Genomic DNA, 21,410 nt, shown 5'->3' on the forward strand with positions numbered 1-21,410 from the left:
GGTGGAGCTGCATGACAAGGTCATCGGGCATTATCTGAACATAAAACACTATCAGTAAGTTGGAGTCATTACCCTTTGTTGCAGCCCAACCAACTATTGTCCCACAATTACAGCAACAAGTTACGGGTCTTACGAGTAGCTTAAACTCACAAGAAAAGAAAGAACTGACGCACAAGTTAGAATCTATTTTCAATAATACCCAAGTGCAAATTGCTGTATTAATTGTTTCCACAACCAAAGATGAGACAATTGAACAATATGCTACAAGAGTTTTTGACAATTGGCGTTTAGGAGATGCCAAACGTAATGATGGGATACTGATCGTTGTTGCCTAGTCGGATCGCACTGTCCGCATCCAGGTAGGTTATGGGCTGGAAGAAAAGGTAACCGATGCTCTGGCTGGAGATATCATCCGTAGCAACATGATACCCGCATTTAAACAACAAAAATTAGCTAAGGGATTAGAGTTAGCTATAATCGCTTTGAATAACCAACTCACTTCACAACACCAATATCCGGCTAATCCTTCAGAAAGTGAATCAACGTCTTCCACTGATCATTATTACTTTGCTATTTTTTGGGTATTTGCAGTGATGTTCTTCCCTTTCTGGTTTTTTCATCAAGGCAGTAATTTTTGTCGCGCATGTAAAAGTGGAGTCTGTATTTCAGCAATCCATCTTTTAGATTTATTCCTGTTCTCCGATAAAACTTTTTCCATTGCTGTATTTTCCTTCTTTTTTACTTTCACCATATTTATGGTCTTTACCTGTTTATGTGTACTTCAGAAAAGAGCATCTGGTAGAAGTTATCATTCAGACAACAGCGGTTCCGCTGGAGGCTCAAGTGGCGGCGCATCCGGCCGCTGGTAACTCCACCATAAAAAATGCCAGCCCGAAGGCTGGCATTATCAAATCAGATAAAGTCAGACTTATGCCTGGCCTTTGATCTCTTTACGACCGTTGTACGGTGCTTTTTCGCCCAGAGCTTCTTCGATACGAATCAGCTGGTTGTATTTAGCAACACGGTCAGAACGGCTCATAGAACCAGTTTTGATCTGGCCTGCAGCAGTACCAACAGCCAGATCAGCGATGGTAGCATCTTCAGTTTCACCAGAACGGTGAGAGATAACTGCAGTGTAGCCAGCATCTTTCGCCATCTTGATTGCAGCCAGAGTTTCGGTCAGAGAACCGATCTGGTTGAATTTGATCAGGATGGAGTTAGCGATACCTTTTTCGATACCTTCTTTCAGGATCTTGGTGTTGGTTACGAACAGGTCGTCACCAACCAGCTGGATTTTGTCGCCCAGAACTTTGGTCTGGTATGCGAAACCGTCCCAGTCAGATTCGTCCAGACCGTCTTCGATAGAAACGATCGGGTACTGTTTGGTCAGTTCTTCCAGGAAGTGAGTGAATTCTTCAGAGGTGAACGCTTTGTTGCCTTCGCCAGCCAGAACGTATTTACCATCTTTGTAGAATTCAGAAGCTGCGCAGTCCATCGCCAGAGTGATGTCTTTGCCCAGTTCATAACCAGCAGCTTTAACAGCTTCAGCGATAACAGCCAGAGCTTCAGCGTTGGAACCCAGGTTCGGCGCATAGCCACCTTCGTCACCAACAGCAGTGTTCATGCCTTTCGCTTTCAGAACTTTTGCCAGGTGATGGAAAACTTCAGAACCCATGCGGATGGCTTCTTTCACAGTTTTCGCGCCAACCGGCTGAATCATGAATTCCTGGATATCAACGTTGTTGTCAGCGTGCTCACCACCGTTGATGATGTTCATCATCGGAACCGGCATGGAGTATTTGCCCGGAGTGCCGTTCAGTTCAGCGATGTGCTCGTACAGCGGCATACCTTTAGCAGCTGCAGCAGCTTTGGCGTTAGCCAGAGATACAGCCAGGATTGCGTTCGCGCCGAATTTGGATTTGTTTTCGGTGCCGTCCAGGTCGATCATGATCTTGTCAATGCCAGCCTGATCTTTAGCATCTTTGCCAATCAGCGCCTGAGCGATCGGGCCGTTTACCGCAGCAACAGCTTTGGTTACGCCTTTACCCAGGAAACGGGATTTGTCGCCATCGCGCAGTTCCAGAGCTTCACGGGAACCAGTAGAAGCACCTGACGGAGCAGCTGCCATACCGACGAAACCACCCTCCAGATGTACTTCGGCTTCAACAGTCGGGTTACCACGGGAGTCGATGATTTCACGACCGATGATTTTTACGATTTTGGACATTAGGTTTTCCTCAAGTCACTAGTTAAACTGAAACTCCAGACAAACAACGCGTACCCAAGGTACGCGTTGCCGTTCTAACTTTTTTACTTACTTCGCCTGACGTTTCTGGAACTCGCTGGCGGCTTTCACAAAGCCTGCAAACAGCGGGTGACCATCACGTGGAGTAGAAGTAAACTCCGGATGGAACTGGCAAGCCACGAACCACGGGTGATTCGGAACTTCGATGATCTCGACCAACTGATCATCCCCGGAACGGCCCGCAACGCGCAGACCTGCATCTTCAATCTGTTTCAACAGCATGTTGTTGACTTCGTAACGGTGACGATGACGCTCAACAATTGTCGGCGCATTGTATAGCTGGCGAACCAGGCTATCGTCAACCAACTGGCACTGCTGTGCGCCGAGACGCATGGTACCGCCGAGATCGCTCTTCTCGCTACGAACTTCAACGTTGCCGTTTTCATCGCGCCACTCGGTAATCAGCGCCACAACCGGGTACTTACAGTCTGGCACAAATTCTGTAGAGTTGGCGTTCTCCATGTTGGCAACATGGCGAGCGTAATCAATTAACGCCACCTGCATACCCAGGCAAATGCCCAGATAAGGAATATTGTTCTCACGCGCAAAACGCGCGGTCGTAATCATGCCTTCTACGCCACGATAGCCGAAACCGCCAGGTACGAGGATTGCGTCCAGACCTTTAAGGATTTCAACGCCGCGCGTTTCAACATCTTGTGAATCGATCAGTTTGATGTTGACGCTGACACGATTCTTCAGCCCACCGTGTTTCAGTGCTTCGATCACTGATTTATAAGCATCCGGCAGTTCAATGTACTTGCCGACCATACCGATGGTGACTTCACTTACCGGATTCGCTTCTTCGAAGATAACCTGTTCCCATTCGGACAGATTTGCTTCCGGGCAGTTTAAGCTGAATCGTTTACAAATATAATCGTCCAGCCCCTGAGATTTCAACAGGCCCGGAATTTTATAGATGGAATCGACGTCTTTCAGAGAAATAACCGCTTTTTCCGGAACATTACAGAACAATGCAATCTTCGCACGTTCGTTCGCCGGTACAGCGCGATCTGAACGACAAATCAGGATGTCAGGCTGGATACCGATGGAGAGCAGCTCTTTTACAGAGTGCTGAGTCGGTTTGGTTTTGACTTCACCAGACGCTGCCATGTACGGCACCAGCGTCAGGTGCATAAACAGAGTGTGCTCACGGCCAATTTCAACAGCCATCTGGCGAATAGCTTCGAGGAACGGCAAGGATTCGATATCACCTACTGTACCGCCGATTTCTACCAGTACTACGTCATGACCTTCGCCACCTTCCAGCACGCGCTCTTTGATTGCGTTAGTGATGTGCGGAATAACCTGCACGGTTGCGCCGAGGTAGTCACCGCGGCGTTCTTTACGCAGAACGTCAGAGTAGATACGACCCGTGGTGAAGTTGTTGCGGCGGCTCATTTTGGTACGAATGAAACGCTCGTAGTGCCCCAGGTCCAAGTCGGTTTCAGCGCCGTCTTCAGTAACGAACACTTCCCCGTGTTGGATTGGGCTCATAGTACCTGGATCGACGTTGATGTAAGGATCCAGTTTCATGATGGTCACATTGAGGCCACGGGCTTCAAGAATGGCTGCGAGGGAGGCTGCGGCAATGCCTTTACCCAGAGAGGATACGACCCCGCCGGTCACAAAAATATAGTTCGTTGTCATGCTGAACCTGAGAAGTTAGGTTGAAAAGACGATGGAATAACCAAGACGGGAAAGCAGTATACCCGAACATGACCTGTGCCACAAACTTTCATTATCCCTCCTCTTCGCCAGCGCACTATTGAAATCAGGAGTGAGAAAATAGCCCCTTTGGGGTAAATGTTTTTGACGCAAATCAAGCGCTTGTCATTTAAAAAATGACACAAATGGCGCTTGACCGCGTAATTCCCTTAGAGATCAATTTCCTGCCGTTTTACCTGTTGCCAGACTTCTTCCATTGTTTCGAGGTCAACACCTGTCATTTCCAGTCCACGCGCGGCAACAATACGCTCCACTTCGCGAAAACGACGCTCGAATTTTTCGTTCACTTTTTGCAATGCGATTTCTGCTTTCGTCCCTAAATGGCGAGCCAGATTAACCGTGGCAAACAGCAGGTCCCCCATTTCCTCCTCCAGTTTAGCCTGGTCGACAACAGCCTGCCGCGCCTCGTACATCACCTCGTCGATCTCTTCGTAGACTTTATCAACCACCGGGCCAAGCGTCGTCCAGTCGAAGCCAACGTTGGCGCAACGTTTCTGGATTTTTTGCGCCCGCATTAAAGCCGGTAAACTACGAGGAATATCGTCCAGCGCCGAATGCTGCGCTTTCTGCGCGCGCTCTTCGGTTTTGATTTGCTCCCAACGGGCAAGCACTTCACTACTGTTTTCGGCAGAACTATCAGCAAAAACATGCGGATGGCGACGCTCTAATTTATCGCTAATAGCAGCGCAAATATCATTAAAGTCAAAGCGCCCTTCTTCCTGAGCCATTTGCGCGTAAAACACCACCTGGAATAGCAGATCGCCCAGTTCACCGCGAAGATCGTCAAAATCTTCACGGGCGATGGCGTCCAGCACTTCGTAGGTTTCTTCAAGGGTGTAAGGCGCAATGGTGGCAAATGTCTGCTCTTTATCCCACGGGCAGCCGTTTTCCGGATCGCGCAGGCGCTGCATAATAGTGAGCAAACGGTCGATTTGATTCATTGAATTGTCCTGAAAATTGCGGGTCTGTCAGGTGTAATACCTTCGAGTAAAAGATATCGCTGGATACGGCTGACGCCATATCCAGCTATGTAAGACTAACTCCCGTGCAACCGACGCGCGTCGATAACATCCGGCACCTGGTTGAGTTTACCCAGCACGCGCCCCAGCACTTGCAGGTTGTAAATCTCAATGGTCATGTCGATGGTCGCCAGTTGCTGTTTGGTGTCGCTACGGCTGGCAACGCCAAGCACGTTCACCTTCTCGTTGGCGAGAATGGTCGTGATATCACGTAACAACCCACTACGATCATTAGCCACCACGCGGACCACCAGCGAATATCCGGCGGAGTAGCTCTCACCCCATACCGCGTCAACAATGCGTTCTGGCGCATGGGAGCGCAGTTCCGCCAGTTGTTCGCAATCGGCGCGGTGTACTGAAATACCGCGTCCCTGGGTAATGAAGCCGACAATCTCATCTCCAGGAATCGGCTGGCAGCAGCGCGCGATGTGGTGCATCAGGTTACCAACACCTTCAACCACCACACGACCGTTATCTTTACTGCGGTTTTGCGGTGTGTAGCTTTTTTGCTGAAGCTGTTTCAGCGCGGCGGCGTCCTGCTCTTCGGCACTCGGCTTATTAAATTGCGATTGCAGGAAGTTCACCATCTGATTGAGACGGATATCCCCGCCACCAATCGCCGCCAGCAACTCGTCGACATCATTGAAGTTGTAACGCGGCAGCAGATGTTTTTCTGCTTCTTTCAGGCTGATCCCCAGATGTTCCAGCTCGTCGTCAAGGATTTGCCGCCCAGCCAGAATGTTTTTGTCACGGTCCTGTTTACGGAACCAGGCGTGAATTTTCGAACGCCCACGGCTGGTTGTGACGTAACCGAGGTTTGGGTTTAACCAGTCACGGCTGGGGTTCGGCTGTTTCTGGGTGATAATTTCAATCTGGTCGCCCATTTGCAGCTGGTAGGTGAACGGCACAATGCGCCCGCCAATTTTTGCCCCGATGCAGCGGTGTCCGACATCACTGTGGATGTGGTAAGCGAAGTCCAGCGGCGTTGATCCCGCAGGCAAATCAACGACATCACCTTTCGGCGTAAAGACATACACCCGGTCGTCAAACACCTGACTACGTACTTCGTCGAGCATTTCGCCGGAATCAGCCATCTCTTCCTGCCACGCAATCAGTTTACGCAGCCAGGCAATCCGGTCTTCATGTCCCGAACGTGCGCCGCCAGCTGCCGCGCCCTCTTTATATTTCCAGTGCGCAGCAACACCCAACTCCGCATCTTCATGCATCTGTTTGGTGCGGATTTGGATCTCAACGGTTTTTCCACCCGGCCCCAGAACCACGGTATGAATAGACTGATAACCGTTTGGTTTCGGGTTAGCGACGTAATCGTCAAACTCATCCGGCAGGTGGCGATAGTGAGTGTGCACTATCCCCAGTGCGGCATAACAATCCTGTAAACGCTCGGCGACAATACGTACCGCACGCACATCAAACAGCTCATCGAAGGCGAGGTTCTTTTTCTGCATTTTGCGCCAGATGCTGTAGATGTGTTTCGGACGACCATACACTTCAGCTTTAACGCCTTCAGCTTTCATCTCAGCGCGCAGATGGCCGACAAACTCTTCGATATAGTGTTCGCGGTCGAGACGGCGTTCATGCAGCAGTTTTGCGATGCGTTTGTATTCGGTCGGGTGGAGATAACGGAAGCAGTAATCTTCCAGCTCCCATTTCAGTTGCCCAATCCCAAGACGGTTCGCCAACGGCGCGTAGATATTGGTGCACTCTTTTGCCGCCAGTACACGTTCATCTTCCGGCGCATCTTTTACTTCGCGCAGATGAGCAATACGCTCCGCCAGTTTGATGACTACGCAGCGAAAATCATCGACCATCGCCAATAACATCCGGCGAACGTTATCGACCTGTTCGGAGGAAACAGAATCAGTGTGCGTCGCTTTCAGCTGGCGGATCGCCGCCATATCACGCACGCCGTGAATAAGGTTAACAACCGACTTACCGACGCTCTCACGCAGCACATCTTCGCTGACTACGTTGGCATCAGCCAGAGGGAACAGCAGCGCCGCCCGCAGCGTGTCAATGTCCATACTTAATGTCGAGAGGATCTCCACCATCTCAACACCACGCCACAATAACAGACTGGCATCCGGATGCCCCTGCGTCTGTTGCAGACAATACGCCCAGGTTTCGGCTAAGCACTCACACGACTTCTGGCTGGTAATACCCAGACTTGCGATCCATTTTTCCGGATCAAATTCACCAGCCTTATTGATATGTGCACTTCTTACCGCAACCATCGTCCTCTCCTTTAGGGACCAGACCTGCCGAAATCGGCAAATCGTAACTATTTAACGCGCGAGAAAAGTACCATCGATTCCAGATGTCCCGTGTGTGGGAACATATCCAGCATCGCCAGTCGCGCAATGGTATATCCTGCTTTTAATAACGCTTCGCTATCCCGAGCCAGCGTTGCAGGGTTACAGGATACATAAACTATACGAATAGGTTCCAGTTTTATAATTTGCTGCATAACACCTGCGGCACCTGCTCGCGCCGGGTCCAGCAACACTTTATCGAAGCCGTTTTTCGCCCACGGCTGCTTTGTGACATCTTCTTCAAGATTTTCGTGATAAAACGTCACATTCTGTAAGCCATTAAGACGCGCATTCTGCTGGCCTTTTTCCACCAGCGCAGGAACACCTTCTACACCGACCACACTGGCAGCTTGTGTCGCCAATGGCAGTGTAAAGTTGCCCATACCGCAGAACAGATCCAGTACGCGATCTTCAGGTTGCACATCCAGCCATTCCAACGCACGCGCTACCATTTTTTGGTTCACACCCGCATTGACCTGAATAAAATCGCGCGGGCTAAAAGTTAAGCGCAACCCGTTTGAGTCATACCAGGGCATCTCACCAGAGACGGTTTCGAGTATCTCACTATCGGGGGCGAGATACAGATCCAGGCCTTCAGAATGCGAAAAGCGTTCCAGTTTTTCGCGATCTGCCGAACTTAGCGGTGCGGTATGGCGCAAAATCATCAGCGTGCCGCTGGTTGCCTGTACCAGTTCAACATGACCAAGATGGCGCATAGCTTGTAAGCTGCCCAGACATGCCCTGACTTTGGGCAGCAATGCTTCAAGTTGGGGCGCTAAAATGGGGCATTGTTTGACGTCGACAATGTCACTGGAGCCCGCTTTGCGAAACCCCATCTGAAGTTGCTGTGTTTTCGGTAAGTAGTTCAGACTTAAACGCGCGCGGCGGCGATAGCCCCAGGGAACATCGGCGATCACTTCAGAGACATCGTGTTTCATTAATCGGGCGAGTGCCGCACTTTTGCTTCGCTGCTGTAAATCCACGCTGGCGTGTTGTTGCTGACAGCCGCCGCATACGCCAAAATGAGGACAGCGTGGCGTTTCGCGTTCCGGGCTATCGCTTAACCGGCGTACGACTTTAGCGCGGGCATACTGTTTTTTATCTTCAGTAACAGCAACTTCCGCGTTTTCCTGCGGCAATAATCCGGGGATAAATAACGTTTTGCCGTTATGTCGCGCCACGCCCTGACCAAAAGAGTCGAGGTCGTTGACTGAAACGGTTATGATCTGACGCGTCGTCGTGCGTCGTTTTGCAGAGTAGAATTGCGCCATTGGCGAGACTTTCTCAATTTAACAGTGTGACCTTAATTGTCCCATAACGGAACTCCATGACCAACTACAGCCTGCGCGCACGCATGATGATTCTGATCCTGGCACCGACCGTCCTTATTGGTTTATTGCTGAGTATCTTTTTCGTCGTGCATCGCTATAACGACTTGCAGCGTCAACTGGAAGATGCCGGTGCTAGCATTATTGAGCCGCTTGCAGTTTCTACTGAATATGGCATGAGCCTGCAAAATCGCGAATCTATCGGTCAGTTAATAAGCGTACTGCATCGTCGCCATTCCGATATTGTTCGCGCGATTTCGGTTTATGATGAAAATAACCGACTCTTTGTCACCTCCAATTTTCATCTTGATCCCTCATCAATGCAGCTCGGCAGCAACGTGCCGTTTCCTCGCCAGCTCACTGTCACTCGTGACGGCGATATTATGATCCTCCGCACGCCGATTATTTCTGAGAGTTACTCCCCCGACGAATCGCCCAGTAGCGATGCCAAAAATAGTCAAAATATGTTGGGATATATTGCGCTTGAGCTGGATCTTAAATCGGTTCGCTTGCAGCAATATAAAGAGATCTTTATTTCCTGCGTGATGATGCTGTTTTGTATCGGTATTGCGCTTATTTTTGGCTGGCGCTTAATGCGCGATGTAACCGGTCCGATTCGCAACATGGTGAATACCGTCGACCGCATCCGTCGCGGGCAACTCGACAGCCGGGTGGAAGGATTTATGCTCGGCGAGCTGGATATGCTGAAAAACGGTATCAACTCGATGGCAATGTCGCTGGCTGCTTATCACGAAGAGATGCAGCACAATATCGACCAGGCGACGTCCGATCTGCGTGAAACGCTGGAGCAGATGGAAATTCAGAACGTTGAGTTGGATCTGGCGAAAAAGCGCGCCCAGGAAGCGGCGCGTATTAAATCCGAGTTTCTGGCAAATATGTCACACGAGCTGCGTACACCACTGAATGGTGTTATTGGCTTTACCCGCCTGACGCTGAAAACAGAATTAACACCAACGCAGCGCGATCACCTGAATACGATTGAACGTTCGGCAAATAATTTGCTGGCAATTATTAATGATGTTCTCGACTTCTCGAAACTGGAAGCAGGTAAGCTGATTCTGGAAAGTATTCCATTCCCACTACGCAGCACGCTGGATGAAGTCGTTACTCTGCTGGCACATTCTTCTCACGATAAAGGGTTGGAACTGACGCTCAATATTAAAAGCGACGTGCCTGATAACGTGATCGGCGACCCACTGCGATTACAGCAAATCATCACTAACCTGGTGGGGAATGCAATTAAATTCACCGAGAATGGCAACATTGATATTCTGGTAGAAAAACGTGCGCTGAGTAATACCAAAGTGCAGATTGAAGTGCAGATTCGGGATACCGGCATTGGTATTCCTGAACGCGATCAATCGCGCTTATTCCAGGCCTTCCGACAGGCTGATGCCAGTATTTCCCGCCGTCATGGTGGCACCGGGCTGGGGCTGGTGATTACACAAAAACTGGTTAATGAAATGGGCGGCGATATTTCGTTCCATAGCCAGCCGAATCGCGGTTCAACTTTCTGGTTCCACATTAATCTCGATCTGAACCCGAACATTATTATCGAAGGGCCATCCATCCAGTGCCTCGCAGGTAAGCGCCTGGCCTATGTCGAACCAAACTCCGCAGCAGCGCAATGCACGCTGGATATTTTAAGTGAAACGCCGCTGGAAGTGGTTTATAGCCCAACGTTCTCCGCGCTGCCTCCCGCGCATTACGACATGATGTTGTTAGGCATCGCGGTGACCTTCCGCGAGCCGCTAACAATGCAACATGAGCGATTAGCGAAAGCGGTATCGATGACCGATTTCCTGATGCTGGCACTTCCTTGCCATGCACAAGTTAATGCTGAAAAACTCAAGCAAGATGGTATCGGCGCGTGTCTGCTGAAACCATTAACACCTACGCGCCTGTTGCCTGCCCTGACGGAATTTTGTCATCACAAACAAAACACGCTTTTGCCTGTAACCGATGAAAGTAAGCTGGCAATGACAGTCATGGCGGTTGATGACAACCCCGCTAACCTGAAACTTATCGGCGCATTGCTGGAAGATATGGTGCAACATGTGGAACTTTGCGATAGCGGGCATCAGGCAGTTGAACGGGCGAAACAGATGCCGTTCGATTTGATCTTAATGGATATTCAAATGCCGGACATGGATGGCATTCGGGCCTGCGAACTCATCCACCAACTCCCGCATCAGCGACAAACGCCGGTTATCGCGGTAACGGCGCATGCAATGGCCGGGCAAAAAGAGAAGCTGCTTGGCGCAGGGATGAGCGATTATCTGGCGAAACCGATTGAAGAAGAGCGATTGCATAATTTGTTGTTGCGCTACAAGCCTGGCAGCGGTATTTCGTCTCGCGTCGTGACGCCCGAAGTCAACGAAATTGTGGTGAACCCGAATGCGACCCTCGACTGGCAACTGGCACTACGCCAGGCAGCAGGAAAAACCGATTTAGCGCGCGATATGCTGCAAATGTTACTCGATTTCCTGCCTGAAGTTCGCAACAAAGTTGAGGAACAGCTGGCTGGAGAAAACCCGGAAGGCCTGGTTGATTTGATTCATAAACTGCATGGCAGTTGCGGCTATAGCGGCGTACCACGTATGAAGAATCTCTGCCAGCTGATCGAACAACAGCTACGTAGCGGTACTAAAGAAGAAGATTTGGAGCCGGAGCTGCTGGAACTGTTGGACGAGATGGATAATGTCGCGCGCGAAGCCAGCAAAATTCTCGGGTAACGGACGTCTTGTCGAGTAGCAATCGGCTTTTTATGACGCTGGTTTCAGATTGGTGACAAAGTGCCTGTGTTTATGCCGGATGCGGCGTTAACGCCTTATCCGGCCTACAAAACCAATTAAATTCAATGAATTAAAAAATGATGTAGACCTGATACATAGCACAACAGGCTATTTTGCGTTTAGCATCAGTCTCAAACCGGCTCCAGATAGAGCCGGTTTTGGTTTTCTGTCTTAACGCACCATGCACGGGCGCTTGTTATCGAACGTCCAGCCAGGAATCAGATACTGCATTCCCATCGCATCGTCACGCGCGCCAAGCCCGTGTTTCTGATACAGCTCATGGGCTTTCATCACTTGATCCATATCGATTTCTACACCCAGCCCCGGTTTTTCTGGCACCTGTACCAGCCCGCCTTTGATCTCAAACGGTTCTTTGGTCAGGCGCTGATTACCTTCCTGCCAGATCCAGTGCGTATCAATAGCAGTAATTTTACCCGGTGCAGCGGCGGCAACATGGGTAAACATCGCCAGGGAAATATCGAAGTGGTTGTTTGAGTGTGAACCCCAGGTCAGGCCAAATTCATGGCACATTTGCGCCACACGTACCGAACCTTGCATAGTCCAGAAATGCGGATCCGCCAGCGGGATATCAACGGATTGTAACGAGAGCGTATGGCCCATCTGCCGCCAGTCGGTGGCGATCATATTGGTTGCAGTCGGCAGGCCAGTCGCGCGACGGAACTCTGCCATCACTTCACGCCCGGAGAAACCTTGCTCCGCACCACACGGATCTTCTGCATAAGCCAGCGAACCTTTCAGGTATTTACCAATTTTAATTGCTTCGTTCAGCGACCAGGCACCGTTAGGATCGAGCGTAATACGCGCCTGCGGGAAGCGTTGCGCCAGTGCCACAATAGACTCGGCTTCTTCTTCCCCGGCCAGTACACCGCCTTTCAGTTTGAAATCGTTGAAGCCATATTTTTCATACGCCGCTTCCGCCAGGCGCACCACCGCATCCGGCGTCATCGCTTCTTCATGACGCAGGCGATACCAGTCGCATGAGTCATCCGGCTGGCTTTGATACGGCAGAGGTGTGGCTTTGCGATTACCGACGAAGAACAGATAACCGAGCATTTCGACTTCGCTACGCTGTTGACCATCGCCCAGCAGCGATGCCACGTTTACCCCCAGATGCTGCCCCAGCAGATCCAGCATTGCCGCTTCTATCCCGGTAACTACATGAATAGTGGTACGCAAATCAAATGTCTGCAAACCGCGCCCACTAGCATCACGATCGGCAAAAGTATTACGCACCAGCGTCAGAACGTTTTTGTATTCACCCAGCGTTTTACCTACCACCAGCGGAATCGCATCTTCCAGCGTTTTACGGATTTTCTCGCCGCCGGGAATTTCCCCTACGCCAGTGTGACCGGAATTATCTTTGATAATCACAATATTACGCGTGAAGAACGGTGCGTGTGCACCACTCAGATTCATCAGCATACTGTCATGACCCGCCACCGGGATGACCTGCATTTCAGTAACAACAGGCGTCGTAAATTGAGAACTCATATTTATGTCCTTTTTCAGAATCAATGACGGCCGAAAACGGGACGTTTACGGTCAAAGGTCCAGCCGGGGATCAGGTACTGCATCGGACCTGCGTCGTTACGCGCACCGCAAGGCAGACGTTTATAGGCCTCATGTGCCTTTTGTACCTGTTCCCAGTCCAGTTCCACGCCCAGACCGGGCGCATCAGGAACGGCAATTTTTCCGTTTTTAATCTCCAGCGGATTTTTGGTCAGGCGACAATCGCCCTCCTGCCAAATCCAGTGGGTATCGATAGCGGTAGGATTACCCGGTGCCGCCGCGCCCACATGGGTAAATATCGCCAGAGAGATATCGAAATGGTTGTTGGAATGGCAGCCCCAGGTCAGCCCCCAGTCGTCGCAAAGCTGCGCCACGCGGACTGCACCGGAAAGCGTCCAGAAGTGCGGATCGGCAAGTGGAATATCTACCGCATTGAGCATCACCGCATGACCCATTTCGCGCCAGTTGGTGGCGATCATGTTAGTCGCGACGGGCAAGCCGGTCGCCCGTCGAAACTCCGCCATCACTTCACGTCCGGAGAAGCCCTGTTCTGCGCCGCATGGATCTTCGGCATAGGTAAGAACATCATTCAGCCCTTTGCATAAAGAAATGGCTTCATCAAGCAGCCATGCACCGTTGGGATCAACGGTAATCCGCGCATCCGGGAAGCTTTTCTTCAATGCACGAACAGTGTCGATTTCTTGCTCGCCAGGTAACACCCCGCCCTTAAGTTTGAAATCTTTAAAGCCATAGCGATCCTGTGAGGCTTCCGCCAGACGCACAACGGCTTCGCTGTTCATCGCTTTCTGATGGCGCAACTGATACCACTCATGGTTGCCCGGCGTATTTTCCAGATAAGGAAGATCGGTTTTGGTCCGATCACCTATATAAAACAGATAACCGAGGACGGTAATAGTCTCGCGTTGCTTGCCTGGCCCCAACAGTTCGCAGACCGGAACATTCAGCGCCTTACCTAGCAGGTCAAGCAAGGCGGCTTCCAGCGCCGCCACGGCATTAACGCGCAATTCAAAAGTCCAGGCACCTTTGCCAAAGGTATCAAAATCGGCTGCCTGATTACCTTTATGTACCTGCTGAACCACTTTATTCAGGCGCGCAACTTCCTGGCCCAGAACCATCGGAATAGCATCGACCAGTGTTTGATAAATCACCTCTCCGCCCGGCGCTTCACCAATGCCGGTATGCCCGGCGTTATCGGTGAGTACCACGATATTGCGGGTGAAGTATGCGTTATGCGCACCACCAATATTGAGCAACATGCTGTCATGTCCGGCGACCGGAATGACTTTCATATCAGTAATAACAGGACTGGATTGTGTCGCCATCTTATTGCCCCGCGACAGGTTTCAGCTCGATACGCTTGATATCGCCCACCAGCACCAGGTAGCTCAGTACCGCGATTAGGGCATGAACACCAACATAAATCAGCGCCCCATTAAACGAGCCAGTCGTGCCAACGATATAACCAATTGCGATTGGCGTGACGATGCCAGAAATGTTACCGAACATGTTGAACAGGCCACCGGAAAGACCGCTGATCTCTTTTGGCGCGGTATCTGCCATTACTGCCCAACCCAGCGCCCCGATGCCCTTACCGAAGAAGGCCAGCGCCATAAAGCCGATGATCATCCACTCAACGTTGACGTAGTTGCAGAACACCATCACCATCGACAGCAACATGCCCATTACGATCGGTGTTTTACGCGCAATGTTCAGCGATCCCGTGCGGCGCATCAGCCAGTCGGAAATAATTCCACCCAGCACACCGCCGATAAAACCGCAAACCGCCGGAACGGAAGCCACAAAGCCCGCTTTCAGAATCGACATCCCACGCGCCTGCACCAGATAAACCGGAAACCAGGTAATGAAAAAGTAAGTCAGGGCGTTGATACAGTACTGACCGATATAAACGCCGATCATCATCCGTGACCCGAGCAGCTGTTTGATCTGCCCCCACTTCACGCTGAACGGCACTTTAACTTTGGTGCTTTGCTGATCCATATTGATCAGCGCGCCACCCGCGGCGATATACTCCAGCTCTTTCTGATTTACCCCCGGATGTTGATTTGGCTCGTGGATGACTTTCAACCAGATAAAGCTGATGACAATGCCCAGACCGCCCATAAAGAAGAAGACGTGTGACCAGCCCACTTCATGCGTCAGCCAGCCCATAATCGGCGCGAAGATCACCGTTGCGAAGTATTGAGCGGAGTTAAAAATCGACACCGCCGTTCCCCTTTCCTGCACCGGAAACCAGGCCGCAACAATGCGACTGTTGCCGGGGAAAGATGGCGCTTCAGCAAGCCCGACCAGGAAGCGCAGAGTAAACAGGGCAACGATAATGCCGAATCCACTAAAGATATCGACGAAGCCTTGCAGCAAGGTAAACATCGACCAGATAAAGATCGACCAGAAGTAGACGCGTTTTGAACCAAAACGATCCAGCAACCAACCACCAGGGATCTGCCCGATAACATAAGCCCATGAGAAGGCAGAGAACACATAGCCCATTCCCACGGGATCAAGGCCGATATCTTTGGCCATTTCCGAACCGGCAATAGAAAGCGTAGCGCGGTCGCCGTAGTTGAAGGATGTGACGATAAACAACATCACCACTATCCAGTAACGAGCATTCGTGCGTTTTTCCACACTGCTCGCAGCCTGACTTAAAGAACTCATTGTTGCACTCCTGAAAATTCGCGTTAGCCACGCTCACTCTGGACTGCGACATCGCCAGGAAATCAGAGGTGACGTAGGGTGTTTTTTGCCGTTTTTATAGGTCGTTCGCCGAATACGGCGCGTGTTTATATCTGGCAATAGCAGTATAAAAAGCGCGCCATAGCGGCTCACCGTGCAACAACACAACATTAATGCGTTCAATGAGGCCCGATTTTGGCATTAGCCCTGGACGGTGGAATCCACTTCACGGAAATGAAAACAAGAACAAGAAAGGAAGGGTAAAAACGAAGAAATAAAGAAGAGTATGAAATGGATCGCTTGACTCTAGGCAAACGCCAGTAAAAATCCGCGCTATGAAGCAGTTTTTACTGGCATTTGCCTGAAAAGATTCGATTCAGCACCGCTAAAACGACATTTACCGCTCGCTGACATATCAGGACAACAGCGTGCCCCACTGTTCGACCCACGGATTTGATTCCGTTTCCGGTTCCGGGTTCTCACTGGCGTCAATCAACAGCATTTCGCCAACCCGCTGAGCGCTCTGTTCCTGCAACAAGGCATCGAACTGTTTGCCGCCATTGCAAAAATTTACATAACTGCTGTCGCCGAGCGCAATCACGCCATAACGCAGATTCGGCTGGAAGCCCAGACTATCTTTGATTCCCTGAAAGAGCGGCACAATGCTATCAGGAAGGTCGCCCTGCCCGGTCGTGGACGTAACCACCAGAACATACTTATCCTGATAGGGCAGCCAGTCGCTTAATTCAGGATCTTCAAATACCGTTGCTTTGTGGCCCTGTGCGGTCAGAATTGCTTCTGCTTCTTCCGCCACTAACAGCGAATTTCCGTACATGGTGCCGACAAAAATACCAATTTCCGCCATACCGTTTTCTCCCTGGATTAGGAACTTATCTCTCCATCCTGACCCGATGGCGCACTGAACTCAACCCTTTCATTTTCAGGAAGCAGACCGCGCCAGCCAAATTGTGATAACGCCTGCATCCAGGTGTCGTCCAGGCCCGCGTGAATAGTCAGCGGCTCGCCAGTAAAAGGATGCGTCAATGACAACTGACTGGCATGTAGCATTAACCGCTGGAGGCCAAAATGCTCAGCACCGCTGCGATTCTGGCGTAAATCGCCATGTTTGCTATCGCCAATAATCGGATGACGCAAATGGGCAAGATGTCGTCGAAGCTGATGTTTGCGTCCGGTTTTCGGCTCCAGTTCCACCAGGCCGTAGCGCGTGGTCGGGTAACGTCCGGTCGCTACCGGCATTTCTACGGTCGCCAGACCGCGATAATGCGTCACTGCTGGCTGCGGGCCTTTATCTTCGCGGGCAAATTTATCAGCGATTTTGTCCAGTTCTTCCACCAGTGGATAATCCAACACCGCTTCTTCCATCAACCAGCCGCGCACAATCGCATGGTAACGTTTCTGGATTTGGTGCTGTTCAAACTGTTGTGCCAGCAGCCGTCCGGCCTCGCTGGATAATCCCATCAACAACACACCAGAAGTGGGTCGGTCCAGACGATGAGCAGTAAAAACATGCTGTCCTATCTGGTCACGCACGGTTTGCATGACCACTACTTTCTCGTCGCGATCCAGCCAGCTACGGTGAACCAGCCAGCCGGAGGGTTTATTTACCGCAACCAGCCATTCATCCTGATAGAGTATTTCCAGCATTAGCTCGCATCATCCGCAAAAAGAGCATCCAGTTTTTCCAACTCAGCCAGAATAAGCGCGCGTTGCGGATGGTCCGTCGCCAGCGCCATTTCATAATAGGGTGCAACAGCAAAAGCGCCCGGTAACGGCTGGTTGTTATTTAACAAATCGTGCATTCGCGGGATCAGCCCCCACTGCAACCACTCCAGTGGTTCCATGGTGTCCATAAAGAACGGTTGGGTACTATTAAATTGATGCGGCTGGGGTTCATCGTTTCGCCAGTGCTGATGTTCACGCAGTAACGCTTCAAGCGCCTGCAACTGGAGACGAACGCGGTCATGAGTGGTCATAAAGCAACCTCAATAAGAAAAACTGCCGCGAAGGATAGCAGGAATAAAAAAAGGGAGCACTGTATTCACAGTGCTCCCGGTTCGTTTCGCAGCATTCCAGCTACTTTTGTTGCTCCCTGCTCATCCTTGACAACTTTTCCTCTGGCCTTGCGGCCAATCGTTCATCCTGAACTATTGCTTCCTGCTCACACCACCCCGATGTGATACTTCATCCTGAAGTGTCCCTGGCCTTCCTGACCCACCGAATCATCCTGACCGGTTCTCATTCTCCATCCTGGAGGTGTCCTTTAACGCGTCCTGCGTCATCCTCTTCGCTTCATCCAGAAGCCTTTCCCTGAAACACCATCCTGGTGTGTCCTGCAGAAGTGTCATCATCCTGATGTTCACTTCGTTGTCTGACTCCCTGTCGACGAAGATAGAATCGTCTTTTTCGCGAAGTCTTACAAGGCGCTTACAGACAATGCCTTAAGGAAAATTTCATATGAAAGTTAAGAATTAACAATCAACATTTTGATTTTAAATGAAAATAACGATTCTTATCTTTTTAAGTATTCGCTTATTTCCTGGCGATCTCCTACAGAGTCTGTAAGAGATCTCTCACAACCAGATGGGGTATTTGGATTACAGAAGAGGCTTAAGTTGATTAAGGAATTCCGCAAGATTTGAGGCTAAATTCGTCCGTTTACGTGTTCCCAGCGTCTCTTTGCACACTTCACCGGAGAGATTACACACCGAGATGACCTCTAACTCTTCTTCCAGCGTCGCGATAAATAGCGTGGGCGGCAGTTTTAGCCTTTTCTGAGTCACCAGATGACCAATCAGATTTTCCTGCACCCGACGGAAGTCGTCTTCACTCCAGGTTTGCAGCAATGTCAGTTTGATATCGCCAAACTGCGCGTGCATATCCCCGGCAAACTGAGTCGTATAAAAGGTATGAATTGTGGGTTGTATCACAATATCAAAAGCGCGTTCAACCGCGTTTACATTTTGTTCCCCGGTAAACGGCTGGGGTTGCCAGTATACGGCATCTTCGGTAGTTGAAATAATGCACGGTGAAGGAACACCGTACAATTCCTCACTTAACGGCCAGCTTTTATGCTCTTCATGCCACGCATCGCAGTAGCGTGCAGTAAAATCTTTCAGGGCTTGTGCGGTCAAATCGTCCACTAATTTCTCTCTTCACTTAAACCAGATACACTTGTCGTTTAGTTTATCTGGTTTATGACGGTGAAACATGTCTTCTTATGCAAACCATCAGGCACTTGCGGGCCTGACTCTTGGAAAATCAACCGATTACCGGGATACCTATGACGCCAGCCTACTGCAAGGCGTTCCACGCAGCCTGAATCGCGACCCGCTGGGTCTGAAAGCGGATAACCTGCCTTTTCACGGTACGGATATCTGGACGCTGTATGAACTTTCCTGGCTGAATGCGAAAGGTTTGCCGCAGGTCGCTGTCGGTCATGTTGAACTTGATTACACCAGCGTAAATCTGATTGAGTCGAAGAGTTTTAAGCTCTATCTCAACAGTTTTAACCAGACGCGTTTTAATAACTGGGATGAGGTGCGCCAGACGCTGGAGCGCGACTTAAGCACTTGCGCTCAGGGTAAGATTAGCGTGGCGTTATATCGTCTTGATGAACTGGAAGGCCAGCCGATAGGTCATTTCAATGGCACTTGCATTGATGACAAGGATATCACTATCGATAACTATGAATTCACTACTGACTATCTGGAGAATGCCACCAGCGGTGAAAAAGTAGTGGAAGAGACGCTCGTCAGCCACCTGCTGAAATCAAACTGCCTGATCACCCATCAACCAGATTGGGGTTCGATCCAAATTCAGTATCGTGGACGCCAAATTGACAGAGAAAAACTGCTGCGTTACCTGGTCTCATTCCGTCATCACAACGAGTTCCACGAACAGTGCGTGGAACGCATCTTTAATGACCTGTTACGCTTCTGCCAGCCAGAGAAATTGAGCGTTTACGCACGTTATACCCGTCGTGGCGGTCTGGACATTAACCCGTGGCGCAGTAATAGCGATTTTGTCCCATCGACCACAAGACTGGTTCGGCAATAAATTTTTTCTCAATTTTGCGTGCTGGATTCACGCAGAAGGTTGTGAAAGGTCATCAGGCAGGGCTATTGTAATCAAAGGGAATGACGATATTCGTCCCATAAGGAGTTTTTCTTGATTACACATATTAGCCCGCTTGGCTCCATGGATATGTTGTCGCAGCTGGAAGTGGATATGCTTAAACGCACCGCCAGCAGCGACCTCTATCAACTGTTTCGCAACTGTTCACTTGCCGTACTGAACTCCGGTAGTTTGACCGATAACAGCAAAGAATTGCTGTCTCGTTTTGAAAATTTCGATATTAACGTCCTGCGCCGTGAACGCGGCGTAAAGCTGGAACTGATTAATCCCCCGGAAGAGGCTTTTGTCGATGGGCGAATTATTCGCGCTTTGCAGGCCAACTTGTTCGCGGTTCTGCGAGACATTCTCTTCGTTTACGGGCAAATCCATCATACCGTTCGTTTTCCCAACCTGAATCTCGACAACTCCGTCCACATCACTAACCTGGTCTTTTCCATCTTGCGTAACGCTCGCGCGCTGCATGTGGGTGAAGCGCCAAATATGGTGGTCTGCTGGGGCGGTCACTCAATTAACGAAAACGAGTATTTGTATGCCCGTCGCGTCGGGAACCAGCTGGGCCTGCGTGAGCTGAATATCTGCACCGGCTGTGGTCCAGGAGCGATGGAAGCGCCGATGAAAGGTGCTGCGGTCGGACACGCGCAGCAGCGTTACAAAGACAGTCGTTTTATTGGTATGACAGAGCCGTCGATTATCGCCGCTGAACCGCCTAACCCACTGGTCAACGAATTGATCATCATGCCGGATATCGAAAAACGTCTGGAAGCGTTTGTCCGTATCGCTCACGGCATCATTATCTTCCCTGGCGGTGTGGGTACGGCAGAAGAGTTGCTGTATTTGCTGGGAATTTTAATGAACCCGGCCAACAAAGATCAGGTTTTACCATTGATCCTCACCGGCCCGAAAGAGAGCGCCGACTACTTCCGCGTACTGGACGAGTTTGTCGTACATACGCTGGGCGAAAACGCGCGCCGCCATTACCGCATCATCATTGATGACGCCGCTGAAGTCGCTCGTCAGATGAAAAAATCGATGCCGCTGGTGAAAGAAAATCGCCGTGATACAGGCGATGCCTACAGCTTTAACTGGTCAATGCGCATTGCGCCAGATTTGCAAATGCCGTTTGAGCCGTCTCACGAGAATATGGCTAATCTGAAGCTTTACCCGGATCAACCTGTTGAAGTGCTGGCTGCCGACCTGCGCCGTGCGTTCTCCGGTATTGTGGCGGGTAACGTAAAAGAAGTCGGTATTCGCGCCATTGAAGAGTTTGGTCCTTACAAAATCAACGGCGATAAAGAGATTATGCGTCGTATGGACGACCTGCTACAGGGTTTTGTTGCCCAGCATCGTATGAAGTTGCCAGGCTCAGCCTACATCCCTTGCTACGAAATCTGCACGTAATCTCCCCTCCCCCGGTGTAATGCCGATCAGTTAAGGATCAGTTGACCGATCCAGTGGCTGTGTAAGAATCCGGAAACGCTCACTTGTTT

16 protein-coding genes and 1 pseudogene are annotated in these 21,410 nt (G+C 50.5%); 5 read left to right on the forward strand and 12 right to left on the reverse strand.

Going from position 1 to position 21,410, the window contains the following annotated elements:
• Nucleotide 1 precedes the first annotated feature (1 nt).
• Together ABZJ92_RS14535 and ABZJ92_RS14540 are read left to right on the forward strand one after the other, a co-directional pair.
• Nucleotides 2-58 (forward strand): IS1 family transposase, encoded by a 57-nt coding sequence (locus tag ABZJ92_RS14535; RefSeq protein WP_003032489.1) that lies wholly within the window; start codon nucleotides 2-4, stop codon nucleotides 56-58.
• A pseudogene (locus tag ABZJ92_RS14540) lies at nucleotides 51-869 on the forward strand (TPM domain-containing protein). Before ABZJ92_RS14535 ends, ABZJ92_RS14540 begins: the two are co-directional and overlap by 8 nt.
• Before the next feature lie 59 nt (nucleotides 870-928).
• Here the strand turns inward: ABZJ92_RS14540 and eno are convergent.
• The 5 genes from eno to rlmD all read right to left on the reverse strand — a co-directional run bounded on the left by eno (nucleotide 929) and on the right by rlmD (nucleotide 8,650).
• Nucleotides 929-2,227 (reverse strand): phosphopyruvate hydratase, encoded by a 1,299-nt coding sequence (gene eno / locus ABZJ92_RS14545; RefSeq protein WP_000036723.1) that lies wholly within the window; start codon nucleotides 2,225-2,227, stop codon nucleotides 929-931.
• Nucleotides 2,228-2,314: 87 nt separating this feature from the next.
• Nucleotides 2,315-3,952, reverse strand: a complete 1,638-nt coding sequence (gene pyrG / locus ABZJ92_RS14550) for a glutamine hydrolyzing CTP synthase (RefSeq protein ID WP_000210878.1) — start codon at nucleotides 3,950-3,952, stop codon at nucleotides 2,315-2,317.
• 227 nt (nucleotides 3,953-4,179) lie between these two features.
• Nucleotides 4,180-4,971, reverse strand: coding sequence for a nucleoside triphosphate pyrophosphohydrolase (gene mazG / locus ABZJ92_RS14555; RefSeq protein WP_001071652.1), 792 nt, complete (start codon nucleotides 4,969-4,971; stop codon nucleotides 4,180-4,182).
• Between the two features lie 95 nt (nucleotides 4,972-5,066).
• Nucleotides 5,067-7,301, reverse strand: coding sequence for a GTP diphosphokinase (relA, locus tag ABZJ92_RS14560; protein WP_000226815.1), 2,235 nt, complete (start codon nucleotides 7,299-7,301; stop codon nucleotides 5,067-5,069).
• Between the two features lie 47 nt (nucleotides 7,302-7,348).
• A complete protein-coding gene (gene rlmD / locus ABZJ92_RS14565) occupies nucleotides 7,349-8,650 on the reverse strand; it encodes a 23S rRNA (uracil(1939)-C(5))-methyltransferase RlmD (RefSeq protein ID WP_000046798.1) in 1,302 nt (433 codons plus the stop codon).
• A gap of 56 nt (nucleotides 8,651-8,706) precedes the next feature.
• Here rlmD and barA point away from each other — a divergent pair, with 56 nt between their 5' ends.
• On the forward strand, nucleotides 8,707-11,463 hold the full coding sequence (gene barA / locus ABZJ92_RS14570) for a two-component sensor histidine kinase BarA (protein WP_000186422.1): 2,757 nt from the start codon (nucleotides 8,707-8,709) through the stop codon (nucleotides 11,461-11,463).
• A 231-nt stretch (nucleotides 11,464-11,694) separates the two neighbouring features.
• Here the strand turns inward: barA and gudD are convergent, their stop codons facing one another.
• The 7 genes from gudD to syd all read right to left on the reverse strand — a co-directional run bounded on the left by gudD (nucleotide 11,695) and on the right by syd (nucleotide 18,929).
• Nucleotides 11,695-13,035, reverse strand: a complete 1,341-nt coding sequence (gene gudD, locus ABZJ92_RS14575; RefSeq protein ID WP_000098267.1) for a glucarate dehydratase — start codon at nucleotides 13,033-13,035, stop codon at nucleotides 11,695-11,697.
• A 20-nt stretch (nucleotides 13,036-13,055) separates the two neighbouring features.
• Nucleotides 13,056-14,396 carry an enolase C-terminal domain-like protein gene (locus ABZJ92_RS14580; RefSeq protein ID WP_000235403.1) on the reverse strand — a complete coding sequence of 447 codons (1,341 nt, stop codon included), beginning with the start codon at nucleotides 14,394-14,396 and terminating at the stop codon, nucleotides 13,056-13,058.
• Nucleotide 14,397: 1 nt separating this feature from the next.
• Nucleotides 14,398-15,750: a galactarate/glucarate/glycerate transporter GudP gene (gudP, locus tag ABZJ92_RS14585; RefSeq protein WP_000097102.1), complete on the reverse strand. Its 1,353-nt coding sequence runs from the start codon at nucleotides 15,748-15,750 to the stop codon at nucleotides 14,398-14,400.
• 433 nt (nucleotides 15,751-16,183) lie between these two features.
• Nucleotides 16,184-16,633, reverse strand: coding sequence for a flavodoxin (locus tag ABZJ92_RS14590; RefSeq protein ID WP_000807753.1), 450 nt, complete (start codon nucleotides 16,631-16,633; stop codon nucleotides 16,184-16,186).
• Between the two features lie 17 nt (nucleotides 16,634-16,650).
• Nucleotides 16,651-17,433, reverse strand: a complete 783-nt coding sequence (gene truC / locus ABZJ92_RS14595) for a tRNA pseudouridine(65) synthase TruC (protein ID WP_000890001.1) — start codon at nucleotides 17,431-17,433, stop codon at nucleotides 16,651-16,653.
• Complete coding sequence (locus tag ABZJ92_RS14600) at nucleotides 17,433-17,762, reverse strand: YqcC family protein (RefSeq protein ID WP_000206987.1); 330 nt, start codon at nucleotides 17,760-17,762, stop codon at nucleotides 17,433-17,435. The genes truC and ABZJ92_RS14600 overlap by 1 nt, the downstream gene beginning before the upstream one ends.
• 621 nt (nucleotides 17,763-18,383) lie before the next feature.
• On the reverse strand, nucleotides 18,384-18,929 hold the full coding sequence (gene syd / locus ABZJ92_RS14605) for a SecY-interacting protein (RefSeq protein ID WP_000342432.1): 546 nt from the start codon (nucleotides 18,927-18,929) through the stop codon (nucleotides 18,384-18,386).
• A gap of 67 nt (nucleotides 18,930-18,996) precedes the next feature.
• Between syd and queF the strand changes: the two genes are divergently transcribed.
• Nucleotides 18,997-19,845 carry an NADPH-dependent 7-cyano-7-deazaguanine reductase QueF gene (gene queF / locus ABZJ92_RS14610; RefSeq protein ID WP_000100419.1) on the forward strand — a complete coding sequence of 283 codons (849 nt, stop codon included), beginning with the start codon at nucleotides 18,997-18,999 and terminating at the stop codon, nucleotides 19,843-19,845.
• A gap of 111 nt (nucleotides 19,846-19,956) precedes the next feature.
• Nucleotides 19,957-21,321: a nucleotide 5'-monophosphate nucleosidase PpnN gene (ppnN, locus tag ABZJ92_RS14615; protein ID WP_000627982.1), complete on the forward strand. Its 1,365-nt coding sequence runs from the start codon at nucleotides 19,957-19,959 to the stop codon at nucleotides 21,319-21,321.
• Nucleotides 21,322-21,410: the final 89 nt, after the last annotated feature.

The organism is Shigella sp. FJ200513, assembly GCF_040495915.1.
Taxonomy (GTDB): domain Bacteria; phylum Pseudomonadota; class Gammaproteobacteria; order Enterobacterales; family Enterobacteriaceae; genus ECMA0423.

Excerpts from the sequence above, each read along its gene's own strand:
- mazG (WP_001071652.1), bottom strand. The coding sequence starts at position 4,971 with ATGAATCAAATCGACCGTTTGCTCACTATTATGCAGCGCCTGCGCGAT.
- ABZJ92_RS14600 (WP_000206987.1), bottom strand. The coding sequence starts at position 17,762 with ATGACCACTCATGACCGCGTTCGTCTCCAGTTGCAGGCGCTTGAAGCG.
- gudP (WP_000097102.1), bottom strand. The coding sequence starts at position 15,750 with ATGAGTTCTTTAAGTCAGGCTGCGAGCAGTGTGGAAAAACGCACGAAT.
- truC (WP_000890001.1), bottom strand. The coding sequence starts at position 17,433 with ATGCTGGAAATACTCTATCAGGATGAATGGCTGGTTGCGGTAAATAAA.
- gudD (WP_000098267.1), bottom strand. The coding sequence starts at position 13,035 with ATGAGTTCTCAATTTACGACGCCTGTTGTTACTGAAATGCAGGTCATC.
- ABZJ92_RS14590 (WP_000807753.1), bottom strand. The coding sequence starts at position 16,633 with ATGGCGGAAATTGGTATTTTTGTCGGCACCATGTACGGAAATTCGCTG.
- eno (WP_000036723.1), bottom strand. The coding sequence starts at position 2,227 with ATGTCCAAAATCGTAAAAATCATCGGTCGTGAAATCATCGACTCCCGT.
- queF (WP_000100419.1), top strand. The coding sequence starts at position 18,997 with ATGTCTTCTTATGCAAACCATCAGGCACTTGCGGGCCTGACTCTTGGA.
- relA (WP_000226815.1), bottom strand. The coding sequence starts at position 7,301 with ATGGTTGCGGTAAGAAGTGCACATATCAATAAGGCTGGTGAATTTGAT.
- barA (WP_000186422.1), top strand. The coding sequence starts at position 8,707 with ATGACCAACTACAGCCTGCGCGCACGCATGATGATTCTGATCCTGGCA.
- ABZJ92_RS14580 (WP_000235403.1), bottom strand. The coding sequence starts at position 14,396 with ATGGCGACACAATCCAGTCCTGTTATTACTGATATGAAAGTCATTCCG.
- pyrG (WP_000210878.1), bottom strand. The coding sequence starts at position 3,952 with ATGACAACGAACTATATTTTTGTGACCGGCGGGGTCGTATCCTCTCTG.
- rlmD (WP_000046798.1), bottom strand. The coding sequence starts at position 8,650 with ATGGCGCAATTCTACTCTGCAAAACGACGCACGACGACGCGTCAGATC.